At 70.5% G+C, this 14226-nt stretch carries 14 protein-coding genes and 1 pseudogene; 9 read left to right on the plus strand and 6 right to left on the minus strand.

Features of this window, described 5'->3' with window-relative positions; all coding sequences use genetic code 11:
• Positions 1 to 73 precede the first annotated feature (73 nt).
• Positions 74 to 1234 (plus strand): NAD(P)/FAD-dependent oxidoreductase, encoded by a 1161-nt coding sequence (locus AB0D34_RS21640; protein ID WP_362663706.1) that lies wholly within the window; start codon positions 74 to 76, stop codon positions 1232 to 1234.
• A gap of 31 nt (positions 1235 to 1265) precedes the next feature.
• Here the strand turns inward: AB0D34_RS21640 and AB0D34_RS21645 are convergent, their stop codons facing one another.
• Positions 1266 to 2243, minus strand: a complete 978-nt coding sequence (locus tag AB0D34_RS21645; protein WP_362663708.1) for an ABC transporter substrate-binding protein — start codon at positions 2241 to 2243, stop codon at positions 1266 to 1268.
• A gap of 197 nt (positions 2244 to 2440) precedes the next feature.
• Here AB0D34_RS21645 and AB0D34_RS21650 point away from each other — a divergent pair.
• Positions 2441 to 3249 (plus strand): annotated as a pseudogene (locus AB0D34_RS21650) (hypothetical protein); the annotation flags it as partial.
• A gap of 10 nt (positions 3250 to 3259) precedes the next feature.
• On the opposite strand, the gene AB0D34_RS21655 reads toward AB0D34_RS21650, so the two are convergent.
• Positions 3260 to 4174 (minus strand): peptidoglycan-binding domain-containing protein, encoded by a 915-nt coding sequence (locus AB0D34_RS21655; RefSeq protein ID WP_362663710.1) that lies wholly within the window; start codon positions 4172 to 4174, stop codon positions 3260 to 3262.
• Positions 4175 to 4469: 295 nt separating this feature from the next.
• On the opposite strand from AB0D34_RS21655, the gene AB0D34_RS21660 reads away from it, so the two are divergent.
• The 3 genes from AB0D34_RS21660 (at position 4470) to AB0D34_RS21670 (ending at position 7931) form a co-directional block, all read left to right on the plus strand.
• Positions 4470 to 5810, plus strand: coding sequence for a jacalin-like lectin (locus tag AB0D34_RS21660; protein WP_362663712.1), 1341 nt, complete (start codon positions 4470 to 4472; stop codon positions 5808 to 5810).
• Positions 5811 to 5980: 170 nt separating this feature from the next.
• Complete coding sequence (locus tag AB0D34_RS21665) at positions 5981 to 7357, plus strand: glycoside hydrolase family 43 protein (RefSeq protein ID WP_362663714.1); 1377 nt, start codon at positions 5981 to 5983, stop codon at positions 7355 to 7357.
• An 82-nt stretch (positions 7358 to 7439) separates the two neighbouring features.
• Positions 7440 to 7931 carry a lamin tail domain-containing protein gene (locus AB0D34_RS21670; RefSeq protein ID WP_362663716.1) on the plus strand — a complete coding sequence of 164 codons (492 nt, stop codon included), beginning with the start codon at positions 7440 to 7442 and terminating at the stop codon, positions 7929 to 7931.
• On the opposite strand, the gene AB0D34_RS21675 is transcribed toward AB0D34_RS21670, so the two are convergent.
• Together AB0D34_RS21675 and AB0D34_RS21680 are read right to left on the minus strand one after the other, a co-directional pair.
• Positions 7915 to 8922 carry a hypothetical protein gene (locus AB0D34_RS21675; protein ID WP_362663718.1) on the minus strand — a complete coding sequence of 336 codons (1008 nt, stop codon included), beginning with the start codon at positions 8920 to 8922 and terminating at the stop codon, positions 7915 to 7917. The genes AB0D34_RS21670 and AB0D34_RS21675 overlap by 17 nt on opposite strands.
• A complete protein-coding gene (locus AB0D34_RS21680) occupies positions 8919 to 9263 on the minus strand; it encodes a PadR family transcriptional regulator (RefSeq protein WP_362664148.1) in 345 nt (114 codons plus the stop codon). Before AB0D34_RS21680 ends, AB0D34_RS21675 begins: the two co-directional genes overlap by 4 nt.
• 306 nt (positions 9264 to 9569) lie before the next feature.
• Here AB0D34_RS21680 and AB0D34_RS21685 point away from each other — a divergent pair, with 306 nt between their 5' ends.
• A complete protein-coding gene (locus AB0D34_RS21685) occupies positions 9570 to 10682 on the plus strand; it encodes a hypothetical protein (protein ID WP_362663720.1) in 1113 nt (370 codons plus the stop codon).
• Between the two features lie 430 nt (positions 10683 to 11112).
• Here the strand turns inward: AB0D34_RS21685 and AB0D34_RS21690 are convergent, their stop codons facing one another.
• Positions 11113 to 12117 carry a hypothetical protein gene (locus AB0D34_RS21690; RefSeq protein WP_362663721.1) on the minus strand — a complete coding sequence of 335 codons (1005 nt, stop codon included), beginning with the start codon at positions 12115 to 12117 and terminating at the stop codon, positions 11113 to 11115.
• Positions 12118 to 12329: 212 nt separating this feature from the next.
• On the opposite strand from AB0D34_RS21690, the gene AB0D34_RS21695 reads away from it, so the two are divergent.
• The 3 genes from AB0D34_RS21695 (at position 12330) to tgmB (ending at position 13971) form a co-directional block, all read left to right on the plus strand.
• Positions 12330 to 12647 (plus strand): YkvA family protein, encoded by a 318-nt coding sequence (locus AB0D34_RS21695; protein WP_362663723.1) that lies wholly within the window; start codon positions 12330 to 12332, stop codon positions 12645 to 12647.
• 132 nt (positions 12648 to 12779) lie between these two features.
• Positions 12780 to 12971, plus strand: coding sequence for a putative ATP-grasp-modified RiPP (tgmA, locus tag AB0D34_RS21700; RefSeq protein ID WP_362663725.1), 192 nt, complete (start codon positions 12780 to 12782; stop codon positions 12969 to 12971).
• A 16-nt stretch (positions 12972 to 12987) separates the two neighbouring features.
• The gene (tgmB, locus tag AB0D34_RS21705; protein ID WP_362663727.1) at positions 12988 to 13971 is read left to right on the plus strand and encodes an ATP-grasp ribosomal peptide maturase; all 984 of its coding nucleotides are present in this window, start codon (positions 12988 to 12990) and stop codon (positions 13969 to 13971) included.
• Here tgmB and AB0D34_RS21710 read toward each other — a convergent pair.
• Positions 13965 to 14180, minus strand: a complete 216-nt coding sequence (locus AB0D34_RS21710; protein WP_362663729.1) for a hypothetical protein — start codon at positions 14178 to 14180, stop codon at positions 13965 to 13967. The genes tgmB and AB0D34_RS21710 overlap by 7 nt on opposite strands.
• Between the last annotated feature and the right edge of the window lie 46 nt (positions 14181 to 14226).

Genomic DNA, 14226 nt, shown 5'->3' on the forward strand with positions numbered 1-14226 from the left:
CCCGGCCTGCGTCCGGTCGTTCCCTCCGTGGCCGTACGACCGTGCGGGCGGACGCGGGACGAACGGGGCGGGTGTGGGACGCGTACTGGTCATCGGCGGCGGAGTCGCCGGTACGGCGACGGCTCTGGCCCTGCACAAGGCGGGCGTCGAGGTCGCCGTGCACGAAGCCCATCCCGACTCGGCCGAGGACATCGGCGCGTTCCTCACCCTGGCGAGCAACGGCATGCGGGCCCTGGCCCAGCTCGACGCCTCCGCGGCGGTCACGGCGACCGGTTTCCCGCTGACCTCGCTGCGGGTCGTGGACGACAAGGGCACCGAGGTGGCGCACGCCCCCATGGGCGAGACCTCAGACCCGCTCCTGCACTACCGGTGCCTGCGCCGCGGCGAACTCAACACGGCGCTCCAGGCAGAGGCGGTGCGCCGAGGCATCCCGGTCCGGCACGGCGCACGCCTCGCCTCCGTCGAGGACGGCCCCGACGGCGTCACCGCCCGCTTCACCGACGGCGGCACCGAGACCGGCGACCTGCTGATCGGCGCCGACGGCCTGAACTCCGCCGTACGCCGGTCGATCTCGCCCGGCACCCGGCCGTTCTACGCCGGCCAGTACGTCTTCTACGGCTACACGCGCACCGCGTCCGCGCCCGTCACGGACGCGTGCATCACCATGGTCCGCGGCAGCGGGGCCGCCTTCGGCCATGCGGTGTCGCCGGGCGGTGAGACGTACTGGTTCGCCCGGGTGACCGGCGACCCGCTGCCCGCCCAGGAGTTGACGCGGTCCACGCCCGCGCGCCTGCGTGACCTCCTGCTGCCACTGCTGCGCGAGGACTCCACCGAGGCCGCGGACATCGTCGAGGCCACCGGCGACGAGCTCATGGTCACCAACGCCACCGAGATCCCCACCGGCACCCCGTGGCGTTCCGGACGGACCCTGCTGGTCGGCGACGCCGCCCACGCGGCCTCCCCGGCGACCGGGCAGGGAGCCTCGATGGCCCTGGAGGACGCCGTCGTCCTCGCCAAGTCCCTGCGGGACGCCCCGGACACCGAGACCGCGCTCACCCTCTACGAGACACTGCGCCGCCCTCGCGTGGAGCACAACATCACCGTCAGCGGCAACATCTCCCGGGGCACGCACCAGCCCTCGGCCGCCGCCCGCCCTTCCGACGAGGACCTCGTGCGGCTGCTGGAGTGGGGTGCCGATCTCTGGGCCGATCAGCAGGTGGAGAAGGGCCGGTGATCGACGGCCACGCCAAGCAGCCTGAGCCCGGTCAGGAGAACAGCGCCTGTACGTCCGGCTTCTCGCCGCCGAAGATGCCGTCCTCCTCACCGAGCGCGGCCAGCTTCTCCAGCGAGGCCATGTCCACCTGGGCCGGCCAGCCGGGCAGGATCAGCTTGGTCAGCACATCGCCGCTGATCTTGGTGTAGGTGGTCAGGATCTGCCGGGCCTCGTCCGGGTGCTCGGTGGCGTACTGCAGCGACTCCGCCATGGCCTCGGCGAAGTCCTTGACCAGCGCGGGGTTCTGCTGCGCGATCTTCGTCGAGGTGAAGTAGGTCGCCACCGTCAGCTTCGGGTCGGTCTCGGCGAAGGGTGAGGCGATGACCCGGGCGCCCTGCGCCTTGGCGACGGTCTGGGCCGGCTCTCCCATCCACGCGGCGTCCACGCGGCCACCGTCCAGCGCGGCCGGCATCTGGTCGAAGGGGATCTCGACGAACTTCACCTTCGCCGGGTCGCCGCCGTCCTCGCGCACCGACTCACGGACGGTGGTGTCCCCGATGTTCTGGAGCGTGTTCACGGCGACCGAGCGTCCGGCCAGGTCCTTCGCCGACTTGACGGGACTGTCCTTCTTCACCAGGACACCGGTGACGTCGCCTCCCACCTTGCCGTTGGAAGCCGCCCCGTTGACCACGGACTTCACGGGAACGCCCTTGGTCTGGGCGAGCATCAGGGACGTGGTGTTGCTGAAGCCGAACTGGAACTGCCCGCTCACCACCCCGGGAATGATCGCCGCGCCGCCCTGCGCGGTCACCATCTTCAGTTCGATGCCCCGACTGGCGAAGAATCCCTTCTTCTGCCCCAGGTAGATCGGCGCCACGTCGACGATGGGGACCACCCCGACCGTGACCTGTGTCTTCTTCGCTCCGCTCGCGGACGACGAGCCGCCGCTGCCGGAGTCCGACGATCCGCATCCGGCGGCCCCGGCGAGGGTCACCACCGCCACGGCAAGTCCGAGCAAGTGCCTTCGCATGGGGCCCTCCTGACGAGGCGGCAGAAGCCTCATGAGCCGTTCACTGATGTTGTGCACATCATTGACGCCCGCAATGTACACGCCTACCTTCGCGGTGTCAGTCCCTCCGACCGCAACAAAGCCGGGCTGCCGCCTAGGAGCCCACGTCTCGTGACGCTCCGCATCCACACTCGTACGCTCGCCGCCCCCTTCACCCCGGCCCTCTGCCGTCGTGCGCGGCCTACCTCATGGACGTACCGGCCGACTGGAACGGCACGGCCCTCCTCTACAGCCACGGCTACACGCCGGCCGCTGCCCCCAACCCGGCGCGCAACGCTCCCGACGACACCACCAAGTCCCTTCTCCTCGAAAAGGGTTACGCGCTCGTCGGGTCCTCGTACGCCACCACCGGCTGGGCGGTCACCGAGACCGTGCCCGACCAGCTCGCCACCCTGGACGTGTTCACGCCCGCGCCGGACGCACCATCGCCTGGGGCACCTCCTACGGCGGCCTCGTCACCAAGGGCGGTGTCACCAACTGGAACAGCACGCTGGACCCGCTCTTCGCGCTGAAGACGCTCCTCGCCCCCGGCTCGGCATCCCGTTGACCGGCCTGGCGGGAACGACCCTTCACATGTCATGGAACGCCGGAGTCGACCACCACGCAATGCTCCGCAACTCCCCCTACTCAAGGAGGTCAAGGAGCTCTACAACAAGGCCGGCCTGTCCCTGAAGTCCGACCTCGCCGCCCTGGGCAAGGCCCCGCGCACCCACGCCGACACGCGCGTCAGCGCTACGCCGACAACGCGGGCCACTGCACGTTCAGCCCCGGCGAGCAGATCGCCGCCCTGCACACCCTGGAGGACCGGATCACGAGCGGCCACTGGCGCGGCAGCGAGTCCGCCGCCCTCAACTCCCGTGCCACGAAGGCAGATCCGGCGTCCCAGGCCCGCTTCATCCCGTACACCCCCAGCGCCTACCCGCGCCCCTACGACCGGTCCCACCCCTCCGACGGGCACCGGAAGTAGCCTCCGCCGGTCAGGGTTCCGTGGTCTCCGACTCGAGCGAGGCCCGCGTCGCCGAACCGTAGACGCCCGACTCGTCCTGGAAGACCAGGCGGGTGACCTGGTAGGTGCGGACCGCGCTCTGGACGTCCTCGTCGAAGTCGCCGTCGGCCTCACCGTCGTAGTAGCCGACCTGCTTCAGACGGAGCTGGAGTTCGACGACCTCGGGCCCCTGGTCGCCGTATCCGAGCACAGGGGGACGGCCGTCGGACACGGTCGGCCCCGGAGCAACCGTGGCGGTGGCGGCGGCGCTGGAAGGGGCGCCGGTCGGTGTGGCGGTGTCCGTCGGAGCCGCGCTGTCGCTCGACTCCGCGCTCGGCGAGGAGGAGGGCGGCTGGGACGAGGGCATCGAGGTCGCCGGAGGAGAGGAGACCGTGGCGGACGGAGTGCTCGACGACGGGCTCTCCTCTGGCACACCCGCCCGTACGCCGCCTGCCACGGAACCGTCCCGTGACGGGCTGTCATAGGCGAAGAGCCCGCTGACGAATCCGCCGGTCACCAGCACGGCGGCGGCCGCTCCCGCCCCGGCGACGACCGCCTTCCGTCGCCGCCGACGGTCCGGGCCGGCGGCGGCCGAGAGCTCCGCGGGCGGCTCACCGGGGGGCGAGGTGTCGGCCGTCCCCACCTCCGTAACGGCCATGGGCAGTGAGGTCAACTCACTTGTGGCGTCCGGCCGTTCCGGATCCGCCGCCGGATCGGCGGGCTCGTCGCCGACTTCCACGTACGGCCGGATCCGTACCGGGTCGAAGTCCTCCGCGGCCGCCGCCTCGGCCGTACGGGACTCCAGATGGGCCTCCGACGCGCGGTGCGCACAGGAGCAGGAGGGAGTGCCGTCCGCCGCCCTGGGCGCCCCGCACTCCGGGCAGACGAGGACTGGTGGTTCACTCACGCGCGATCCCTCTCCGTACGATCTTCATATCGTAGACAGATATGCCGCGCGGAAATTCCACAAGGCTTATCGATCTGGAACCACATCATCCGCAGGGCCGAGAACCAGCCACCGCGCGTGAAGCGGAGATGAACAGTGGCGGGCAGTGCACCCCAACACCCCCTCAGGTGCGGGGAATTTGACGACCGAGAAGCCCGCACGATCGCGACAACTTCGGGTAACCGGCGGTAACTTCTGTCCCGCACGGCTCACCCGCAGCACTCCACCCGCGCCACTCCGTCAGGAGACACTCCCCATGCGCAGACTCTTCGCCGCTCTGGCGGCGACCACCGCCGTCCTCGGCGGACTCACCGCGGCCGCCCCGACCGCGACGGCCGCCGACTCGGGCAGCTTCAACGTCCTCACCTACAACGTGGCAGGCCTGCCAGAGGCCATCTCCAGCGCGCCGACGCCCCGCGAGTCGAGCACGACGACGATCGGTCAGCGCATAGCGCCGTACGACATCGTCCATGTGGAGGAGGACTTCAACTACCACTCCTACCTCTACGCGGCCGACACGAACCACGCCTACCGCACCCCCACCAGCGGCGGAGCCGGGATCGGCAGTGGCCTGAACACGCTGTCGAAGATCCCCTACGACGCGGACGACTTCGAGCGGGTGCGCTGGAACTCGTGCCAGGTGGACTCGGGCGACTGCCTGACCCCCAAGGGCTTCACCTTCATGCGCGAGCGCCTGGCCGAGGGGGTGTACGTCGACTTCTACAACCTGCACACCAACGCGGGCACCAACGACGGAGACCTCGCCTCGCGCGCGGACAACCTCAACCAGCTGACGGCATTCATCAAGGCCCACTCGGCCGGCAACGCGGTCGTGGTCATGGGCGACACCAACACCCGCTACACCCGCTCCGGCGACACCATCGCCGAGTTCGCCGCGACCAACGGCCTCACCGATCCCTGGGTCCAGCTGATCCGCGGCGGCACCCCGCCCGCCAAGGGCAGCGACGCCCTGGTGTGCGACCAGACCGGGACCACGGTCCCCAACACCTGCGAGGTCGTCGACAAGGTCCTCTACCGCAGCAGCAAACTGGTCTCGCTGAACGCCACGTCGTACAACAACGAGCACTCCAGGTTCCTCACCGACGCCGGGCTGATGCTCTCCGACCACGACCCGATCACCGTCGGCTTCACCTGGTCACGCAACTCCGCCTTCCAGCTGAGCGACCAGTTCGGCGGCCCGCACGGCGACTACTTCAACGACATCACCGGCGTCCCCGCGAGCGCCCGCGCCACCACCATCGGGCTGCGGGCCGGTTCCCGGGTCGACCAGATGAGCGTGACCCTGGCAGGCGGCACCACGCTCGCCCACGGCGGCACGGGCGGCACCGCGTCCTCGCTGACACTGGGCAGCGGCGAGTACGTGACAACGGCCCGGCTCTGCCAGGGCGAGTACAACGACCACACGCGGATCTTCTACGCCAAGTTCACGACCAACCTCGGCCGCACACTGGCCGGCGGCACCACGACCTCGGACTGTGTGACGCGCACGGCGCCCAGCGGCTGGCAGATCGCCGGATTCCACGGGCGGGCCGGCGACGAGGTCGACAAGATCGGCTTTGTCTACACCCAGCGCTGACCCACCCGCCCCGGGGCGCCCTCCGGCGCCCCGGGTGCACAGGAATCACAAAGAACCGGCCGGACGATTGACGCGCTCATGGCCAGGCCCTACCTTCTGATCGATTTACCGAACTCTGTTCGAAATACCGGTCGTTGAGGTGCCCCCCGCACGCCACCTTGGAGAACCAGATGAGCACACACCCCCACCTGTCCCGTCGCGGCCTTCTGGGCATGACCGCCGCCGTCCCCCTCGCCCTGACCCTGGGCGCGGGCACCGCGCACGCCGCCGACTCGGCGTACGCGATGGTCTACTTCACCGAGTCGACCAACCTCGGCGACGGCACCGACTACGGCCTGCACCTGGCCGTCAGCCCCGACGGGCTGAACTGGACTCCGCTCAACCAGAACAACCCCCTGGTCACCCCCACCGCCGGCGCGCTCGGCCTGCGCGACCCGTTCATGATGCGCAAGCAGGACGGCACCTTCGTGGTCCTCGCCACCGACCTCAAGGGCACCGACTGGAGCTACAACAGCCAGTACATCCATGTCTGGGACTCCGCCGACCTGCGCACCTTCACCGGCTACCGGCGCCTGAAGCTGCACGACATGACCACCCACAGCTGGGCGCCGGAGGCGTTCTGGGACGCGGGCCGGGGCCAGTACGCGGTGATCTACTCCTCGGTGAACTCCAGCGGCCACAACGTGATCATGGTGAACTACACCAGCGACTTCGTGACCGCCTCGGCCCCGCAGGTCTTCTTCGACCCGGGCTACGACGTCATCGACGGCGACATGGCCGTGGGCGTGAGCGGCTACAACTACCTGTTCTTCAAGAAGAACCAGACCCTGGTGAGCGCGAGGTCCACCACCTTGAACCCCGGCAGCTTCATCGAGTTCAGCGCCGGTGTGGCCCACGGCGGCACCGAGGCGCCGACCGTCGTGAAGTCCCTGACGTCCAACACCTGGTGGCTGTGGGGGGACACCTACACACCCAACGGTGTGTTCTACGCCTGGCAGTCCAGCAGCCCGGCCACCGGGACCTGGACCGCGCTGGACCAGAAGACCTACACCCAGCCGGTCAACTCCAAGCACTGCGGCATCGCGACGATCACCACAGCCGAGTACAACAACCTGCTCGCCAAGTGGGGCGCGCCGGCCTGGAACCGGCTCAAGTCCTACAACTACCCGGCCCGTTACGTCCGCCACTCCAACTACGTGGGCCGGATCGACGAGTACCCGGTCGAGCCGTACAAGGACTCGCTGTGGACCCTCGTACCGGGGCTCGCCGACAGCTCCGGGGTCTCGTTCCGGTCGGTCAACTACCCCACCCGGTATCTGCGGCACTACAACTACGCGCTCCAGCTGGACGTGAACGACGGCACGTCGACGTTCGCCGGTGACGCGACCTTCTACCGTACGGCGGGCCTCGCGGACGCGAGCTGGGCCTCCTTCCGCTCGTACAACAACCCGACCCGCTACATCCGGCACTCCAACTACGTCCTGCGCATCGACCCTGTTTCCACGGCGACAGAGCAGCAGGACGCCACATTCCGAGTCGGTTACTGATTCAACCGAAAAGCCCCCCTGGCGCTCCGCGTTGTATACGCTCCAGATCTTCTTCACCAGACCTTCACAGGGGGGCTTTTTTATGCGCAGAGGACACATAGCCGTCGTGGCCGCCGCGGGCGCGCTGACGGTGCTGGGCGCGGTCCCGGCCCACGCCGCCGAGTATTCGTCGGCGCTCAAGATCAAGGGCGTCCAGTACGACGCCCCGGGCCGGGACTCCAACAACTGCGCCACCGGCAACACCGACGAGGAGTACCTCACGATCAAGAACTACTCGAGGACCGCGACGGTGAACCTCAAGGGGTACGTCGTGAAGGACGCGGCCGGCAACAAGTTCACCTTCACCGCCGGCCACTCCCTCCAGCCCGGCGACTACGTCAAACTCCGCGGCGGACGCGGCGACGACTCCGACGCGAAGAACGTCGTGTACCGCGACAACTGCAACTTCATGTGGAACAACGACAAGGACACGATCTACCTGTACAAGCCGTCGGGCGCCCACGCGGACACCCACGCCTACACCAAGAGCGCCAACGACCGGGACGGCAACGGGTACATCACCTTCCACGGCTGAGCAGGTCGCGTCCGCTCACGACGGCCAGCGCGGCGGTCAGCGCGACCAGGGCCGCCGCCTGGGTCAGAACGCCCACGCGCAGGGTGCCGGGGAGGGCGTCGAGCCACGGGTAGACCGCGGTGATCCGGACAGCCAGCAGGAGCAGGCCCAGGGCCGCGAGGGCGGCAACCTCTCCGGGGACGGGAGTGCGACTCCCGCCCCGGACGCGGTACACCAGCCAGGCGAGGGCCGTCACGAGGTAGCAGGTGACGAGCGCCCAGGCGGTGTCGACCCCGTCGGGCAGAGCCACCACGGAGCCGCCCATCAGCACACAGCAGGCGGCGAAGACCTGGCCGGGCGCGCCCGCGGGGAGGGCCGGCGGGGGTGCGTCCCGGTGGTGGGCCGCGCAGAGCGCCAGCGCCGACGACCAGGCCAGCAGGGCGGCCGCGACGACATAGGCGGAGTCCGAGGGGGCGAAGCCGAGGGCCCAGAGATCGAGCAGCGGCCAGAGCGTCGACAGGGCCGCGAGGACCGCGGAGGCCTGGGCGAGGCAGCGGCGGTCGCGCAGGAGGGCGAAGTAGGCGACGGTCCACAACAGCGGCAGAAACCACTGGGCGGTCGCGCCGACACCGTCCCACACACCATGGCCCGTGAAGCCGTCCACGAAGATGTCCCACTGTCGCCCGCCACGGGTCGACGCCCAGGTCAGCCCCAGGACCCGGTCGACCACGGCGGCCGTCGCCTGCAGCAGGACGGCGAAGAGCGCGAAGAGACGGACGGCCGAGCCGAGCACGGCGTACCGGCGGGGTGCGCCGCCCGCGCCGAGCCTGCTGCGCACGGCCAGCGCGACGATGCTCGCCACCTCGCCGAGGGTGGGCCGGCTCTGCTCCTGGGTCTCCGGGTCGACGTCCCAGAGGTAGGTCTCGACCATCTCCTCCTCGTGCTCACGCCGGTAGTAGGCGGGCAGCAGCCGCAGGACGGCGCGGTAGCGGGTCTCCAGCAGGGTCGTCATGCCAGACCTCCGGCGAGTCCGTGGCCAGGGGTACGCCGTCCTTCGGCGATCCGCCTCTTGGCGGCACTCGCCCCGGCGGCCAGCCGCTCCGCCTCGGCGTCCAGCGCCGCGGCCCCCTCGTCGGTGAGCCGGTAGTAGCGCCTGAGCCGGCCCTGCTGCACCTCCTCGCGGTCCAGGACGATCAGTCCGTCGGCGGTGAGCCGGTCCAGTACGCCGTAGAGGGTTCCGACCCGCATCCGGACGGTCCCCTCGGACAGTTCCTCGACCTCGCGCAGGACGCCGTAGCCGTGCCGCGGCTGATCAGCGAGGGCGGTCAGTACGAAGAACGCCGCCTGTGTCATGTTCCTCGGTGCCATGAACACGAATATATCGGCTCCCGATATATTCAGCGGGCCGAAACACACGATCGGGCGGGAAACGCGAACAGGGCCTGCCCCAATGCGGATGGTGGGCAGGCCCTGTTCGAGAGGTCATTTTGGCGTGCGGGGGCCGAACAGGGCACGCGTGAAAGGCGGTTGCTCGGTGTGGAACTTGTGCGCCCCGTGTGCGCGGAGCCTGTCCGCCTGCCGGACCCCGCCTGGTCGGCACAGACCGGCGGCGACGATACTTGGCTGTGGCACGCACCACTCCCTCTCACAGATGGACCCATGTCAAGCACTCCCACGGCAGACTCAACGGCACCTTCCACCGTCTGGCTGGCCCACGGCCGCCATCTCGGATCCGACGCGTCGGACGTCCTGCGGCGCAACCTGACGCGGCTCAAGGACAGTGCGGTCCTCGACGACTTCAAGGAACCGTCCGAGGTCGAGGGCATCCCGGAACGGATCTTCGAGGCCCGTTGGCGGGCCGGGGACGACGTGACCGTCCGGGCCCGGCTCTCGCTCGCCCCCGTGTCGAGCGGCGGGCAGGAGTGGGTCCTGGCGGCGGAGGCGGAGCAGCCGTGGGACCTGCGGTGGCCGTCCCCCGCGACCATGTTCTGGCCCGAGAGCGACGACGTCTTCTGGGACCGTGATGCCGCCACGGGGCTGCGGCTGCGGGACCTGAGTGTGCTGCCCGAGGAGGACAAGGACGTACGGCGGGTGCTGCGGCAGGCCGTGCGCGGCAGCTGGGCCGTGCATGTCGTCGTCCACGAGGCCATGACGACCGATCAGCGCGGTCGCCGCCCGCTCGCGGACATGCTGCCGCCGAGCCTGCGTCACCGGGTGGTCGAGCACCGGGCGGAGCCGCACCAGCTGCGGGTCCTGAACTGGGCGGTGAAGGAGTTCGGCGTGGAGGTGCCGCGCGGCGGTGCCGTGGTGCTGCCCGGGACGCCGGTGCCGCCCGGCTACGACACCCGGGACTTCTCCGTGCGCAGTGTGTTCCTCGACGGCTCGGAACCCTCCGAGCTGATCGCGACCGTGACGCGCTACGCAGCGATGCCGAAGCCGCTGCCGGACGGCGGGCAGGCGGCCGTGACCGCGCTGCGGGAGCAGTGGCAGCTGCTGACGCTGGAGGAGCAGCTCGCGCGTGAACGGGCGCTCGTGACGATGTACTCCGAGGCGTTGGAGGCCATGACCAAGTCCCGGGACCTGTACCGGGAGGCCGCCGAGCGCGCGAACGAGGCGCTGGCCATCTACCGCGAGAACGCCCCGACACCCGAGCTCCCGACGGATCCGCAGGCCACGTCACCGCTGCAGCAGCTCTCACGGACGTTCGAACGCTGGAAGGGCACCCGGCGCCCCACGACCCGCGACGAGGCCCCGGACCAGCAGAGCGGCTGAGGGGGGAAGCGGCTTGGGGTGGCGCGGGGGCGAGGCTGCCGGGGTTGGCGCGTCGCCCTCGACTCCAGCAGCGAGGAACCGTTGTCCGGCGGGCGCAACTCCGAGGCTGCAGCGCGGGCTCTTGCCGACCGGGCGGACCTTCAACTCCGCACTACGGGTCCCCGCCAAGCCGGACGCGCGCTCGACCTGTCTTTCAAGAAGCCTTGTTGGTCGGCCCACGTTCGACTCGACGCCGCACTGCGACCTCTCGCCACGCCGAACGCGCACTCGGCTCCCCTTCCGAGAAGCCCTGGTCGGCCGGCGCACGCTCGACGCCGCACCTCCGATACCGCAGCGCCCCCGGGCCCGGCAGACGCGCCCCGGCTTCCCGGTCCGCGAGGCCCCGCCCAAGCCGACGCGCCTCCGCTCGTGGCCCGCCGACGCGGCGGTGTCAGCCCGCCTCGCGCACGGCCTCCGCCATCGGACGCTGCGTCAGCACACGCTCCGGCCGTGTCGGTACCGCGAGGTGCACCACAAGCACGGTGAGAGCCGTCAGGGACGCGCACACGGCCGCCGTACCGGCGAGCCAGGCCGGGGCGAGCGGGAGCTCCAGGGCCCGGGACAGACCCGCCGAGCCGAAACGGCCGTCGAACAGCTGGCCCGCGGCCACAGCGGCGGGTACGACCACCGCCAGGGCGAGGAGCGCGACCACGGGCCGGATCGCGAGCAGAAGCGCCAGCACGCCGCAGAGGGCCGACACCCCGACAGCGAACCCGTACACCTGCAAGGAGGCCCCGTCCCGGTGCGCCGGGAAGCAGAGCAGACCGCACACCAGCACAACCAGTGCGGCGAGCCGGCTCGGCCCGACCGAGGTACGCACGGCCCGGCTCGGCGTCGGGGGATGCGGCGGCGGGGCCGGCAGGGCGTCCACGCCCGGGGCCTCCGGCTCCTGCCGCCAGTCCTGCTCGTGCGCCTCGAACGGCCCGTACGACGGCTGCTGGGGCCTTTCCGCCGCCAGCCGCCCGATCAGCTCGACGAGTTCCTCCACCGGACGGCCGGTCGCGGCGGCGCGCACCGCCTCCTGGCCGCAGTGCGGCTGTACTTCGGACCGGTTCAGCAGGGCGACCAGCCGGGTCACGTCCTCCACCGGACGGGACTCCGCGGCGGCCCGGATCGCCTCGTCGGCGCTGTCCGCGTCCCGCGGCGGCCGGGTCAGCAGGGCCACGAGCCGGGTGACGTCCTCCACGGACCGGTCGACGCCGATCGCCCGGAGTGCCTCGACCGTGGCCTCGGCGTACTGGGGCGAGTGTTCGAGGAGGGTGATGAGGTGGACGACGTCCTCCAGGGGACGGTCGGCCACCGCTGCGCGCACCAGGTCGCCGACGGGATCGCCGTACGACGGTTCGTTCGATATGACGGGTTCGTTCGGGCGATCTGCTGACGGACCGGTGGTCATGCTGTGCTCCAGACAAAGAGTGCGGTCGCTCCTGCACGCCCCCGTCGTGCGACCGCGACATTCAGGTCACCCATGCGTAAGCGGGTGCGCGACGGCGTGCCACTTGGATGGGCCACGGGTGTGAGTGCCGCCCTTCCGCGCGCCTAGCAGGGCCGGATACGGGAATCCGTCAGACAGCGCGCCGCACGGCGCCCGGAGGAGGAGGTCGGCCCGTGGATTCGACCACAGCACTGATCGTCGTCGCCGCGGTGCTCGCGGCGCTGGCGCTGGCGGTGGCCGTGGGACTGCTGGTACGGCTGGTGAGAACCCGGCGCGGTCTGCGGCGGGCGGGACTTCCCACCGGGCCCCGCTGGGTCTTCTGGGGCGCGCTGCTGTACTTCGTACTGCCCACCGATCTGCTGCCGGACCCGGTGTATCTCGACGACATCGGGGTGCTGTTGCTCGCGCTGCGCACCCTGCGCGGCTCTCCCAGCGACCGTGCCGCGCTACGGCTCGCCGAACGGGAGCATGAGGTGCCCCGCCGCCCGTGACTACGCAGCGTAAGGAAACCAATCACTCGTTCGATTCGTATAAGTCTCTGGAAGCCGAAGCAATTCGGCTGACCTGACGGCGTCGTGGGGAGACGGCCGTCGGTGAGAGGCAGTTTTGGCGAGGGAGAGACGATGCAACCGTTCGCGCTCAACTACGCACGTCCGGCAGTGACGTTGGAGTCGACCACTCCGTACGTCTACGACTCCGGGCTGCAGTTGAACGTGCTCATGGACGGCCGGGTCGCCGCCCGCGACCACGCCCTGATGAGAGAACTGGGGACCACCACGTCCACGGCGGGTTCCAAGACTCACTTCGACGACTGAACACAGGTCGCCGAAGATGACCGTATTGATTCTGACCTGCGAAGAGGACGTGACGGCCGACATGGTCGTCGTGCACCTCAACGCCACGGGGATACCGGTGGTGCGGCTCGACCCGGCCGACCTGACCGACGGGGTGGCGCTGTCCGGTGAGTACGTGCACGGATCCTTCCGCGGCCACCTGTCGGTCGGCGGACGCCTGGTGGGCATCTCCGGCCTGCGTTCGATCTGGGTCCGCCGCCCGGGCAGCCCCGCGGCGCGGGCCGCCGTGCCCTCAGAGTGGCTGACCGAGGAGTCCGCCCAGGCGCTGTACGGCATGCTCCGCGGCAGTGACGCCCGCTGGATGAACCACCCCGACGCGGCCCTGCGGGCCCGGCACAAGCCCTGGCAGCTGCGGCTCGCCCAGCGCTGCGGGCTGCCCGTCCCGGCTACGATCGTGACGACGTTCCCGCAGGCCGCGCGCGAGTTCGCCGAGCGCTACCCCGACCTGGTGGTCAAGCCGGTCTCCGGCGCGCATCCGCAGGACCCGCCGCGGGCGGTGCCGACCAGCCGGGTCGACCCGGACACCGACTTCGCGGCCGTCGCCTTCGGCCCGACCCTGTTGCAGCGCCGGGTCGCCAAACGGGCCGACATACGCCTGACCGCCGTCGGTGAGACGATGCTGGCCGCCCGGAAGGTCACCGGGGCCGACGACGAGGTGGACGTCCGCTTCGCCCCGCCCACGTCGTCCTGGCACCCCGCCGACGTCCCGCCACGGGTGGCCTCGGCCGTCCAGGACTATCTCCGGGCGGCCGAACTGGCCTACGGCGCCTTCGACTTCGCCGAGGACGGGGACGGGACCTGGTGGTTTCTGGAGTGCAACCAGTCGGGGCAGTTCGGGTTCGTCGAGGTGGAGACGGGCCAGCCGATAGCGCGCAGCATCGCCGAGTGGCTGGCCCGGCCCGGACCACCGCTCCTCGGCCAACGGCGCCAACACGGCGGTGTCCTGACTCCGGATCAGTAGGGCCGCGGGGCGGGCGGAAGGGCGGCGGGCATCCATCCCTGCCCCGGCTGCGCGGGGCGTTCGGGGACGGGCGGGGGCATGAGGGACTGCAGCGGCCGCATGACGTACTCCAGCTCCCTGCGTACGCGCTCGGCCTCCCTGCGGGCTACAGCGGGGACGTCGCCGCGCTCGGCGACGAGTCGGTCGTAGATGGGGGAATCCTGGAACACCCGTCAACGCGCCTTTCGTTCTTCGCGGCCCACGCGCATGGGCACC

Source organism: Streptomyces sp. NPDC048420 (genome assembly GCF_040651535.1).
Taxonomy (GTDB): Bacteria; Actinomycetota; Actinomycetes; order Streptomycetales; family Streptomycetaceae; genus Streptomyces.

What these genes read in the sequence shown, in the direction of transcription:
- AB0D34_RS21645 (WP_362663708.1), bottom strand. Translation starts at nt 2,243, where the DNA reads ATGCGAAGGCACTTGCTCGGACTTGCCGTGGCGGTGGTGACCCTCGCC.
- AB0D34_RS21660 (WP_362663712.1), top strand. Translation starts at nt 4,470, where the DNA reads ATGCGCAGACTCTTCGCCGCTCTGGCGGCGACCACCGCCGTCCTCGGC.
- AB0D34_RS21665 (WP_362663714.1), top strand. Translation starts at nt 5,981, where the DNA reads ATGAGCACACACCCCCACCTGTCCCGTCGCGGCCTTCTGGGCATGACC.
- AB0D34_RS21670 (WP_362663716.1), top strand. Translation starts at nt 7,440, where the DNA reads ATGCGCAGAGGACACATAGCCGTCGTGGCCGCCGCGGGCGCGCTGACG.
- AB0D34_RS21675 (WP_362663718.1), bottom strand. Translation starts at nt 8,922, where the DNA reads ATGACGACCCTGCTGGAGACCCGCTACCGCGCCGTCCTGCGGCTGCTG.
- AB0D34_RS21680 (WP_362664148.1), bottom strand. Translation starts at nt 9,263, where the DNA reads ATGACACAGGCGGCGTTCTTCGTACTGACCGCCCTCGCTGATCAGCCG.
- AB0D34_RS21685 (WP_362663720.1), top strand. Translation starts at nt 9,570, where the DNA reads ATGTCAAGCACTCCCACGGCAGACTCAACGGCACCTTCCACCGTCTGG.
- AB0D34_RS21690 (WP_362663721.1), bottom strand. Translation starts at nt 12,117, where the DNA reads ATGACCACCGGTCCGTCAGCAGATCGCCCGAACGAACCCGTCATATCG.
- tgmA (WP_362663725.1), top strand. Translation starts at nt 12,780, where the DNA reads ATGCAACCGTTCGCGCTCAACTACGCACGTCCGGCAGTGACGTTGGAG.
- tgmB (WP_362663727.1), top strand. Translation starts at nt 12,988, where the DNA reads ATGACCGTATTGATTCTGACCTGCGAAGAGGACGTGACGGCCGACATG.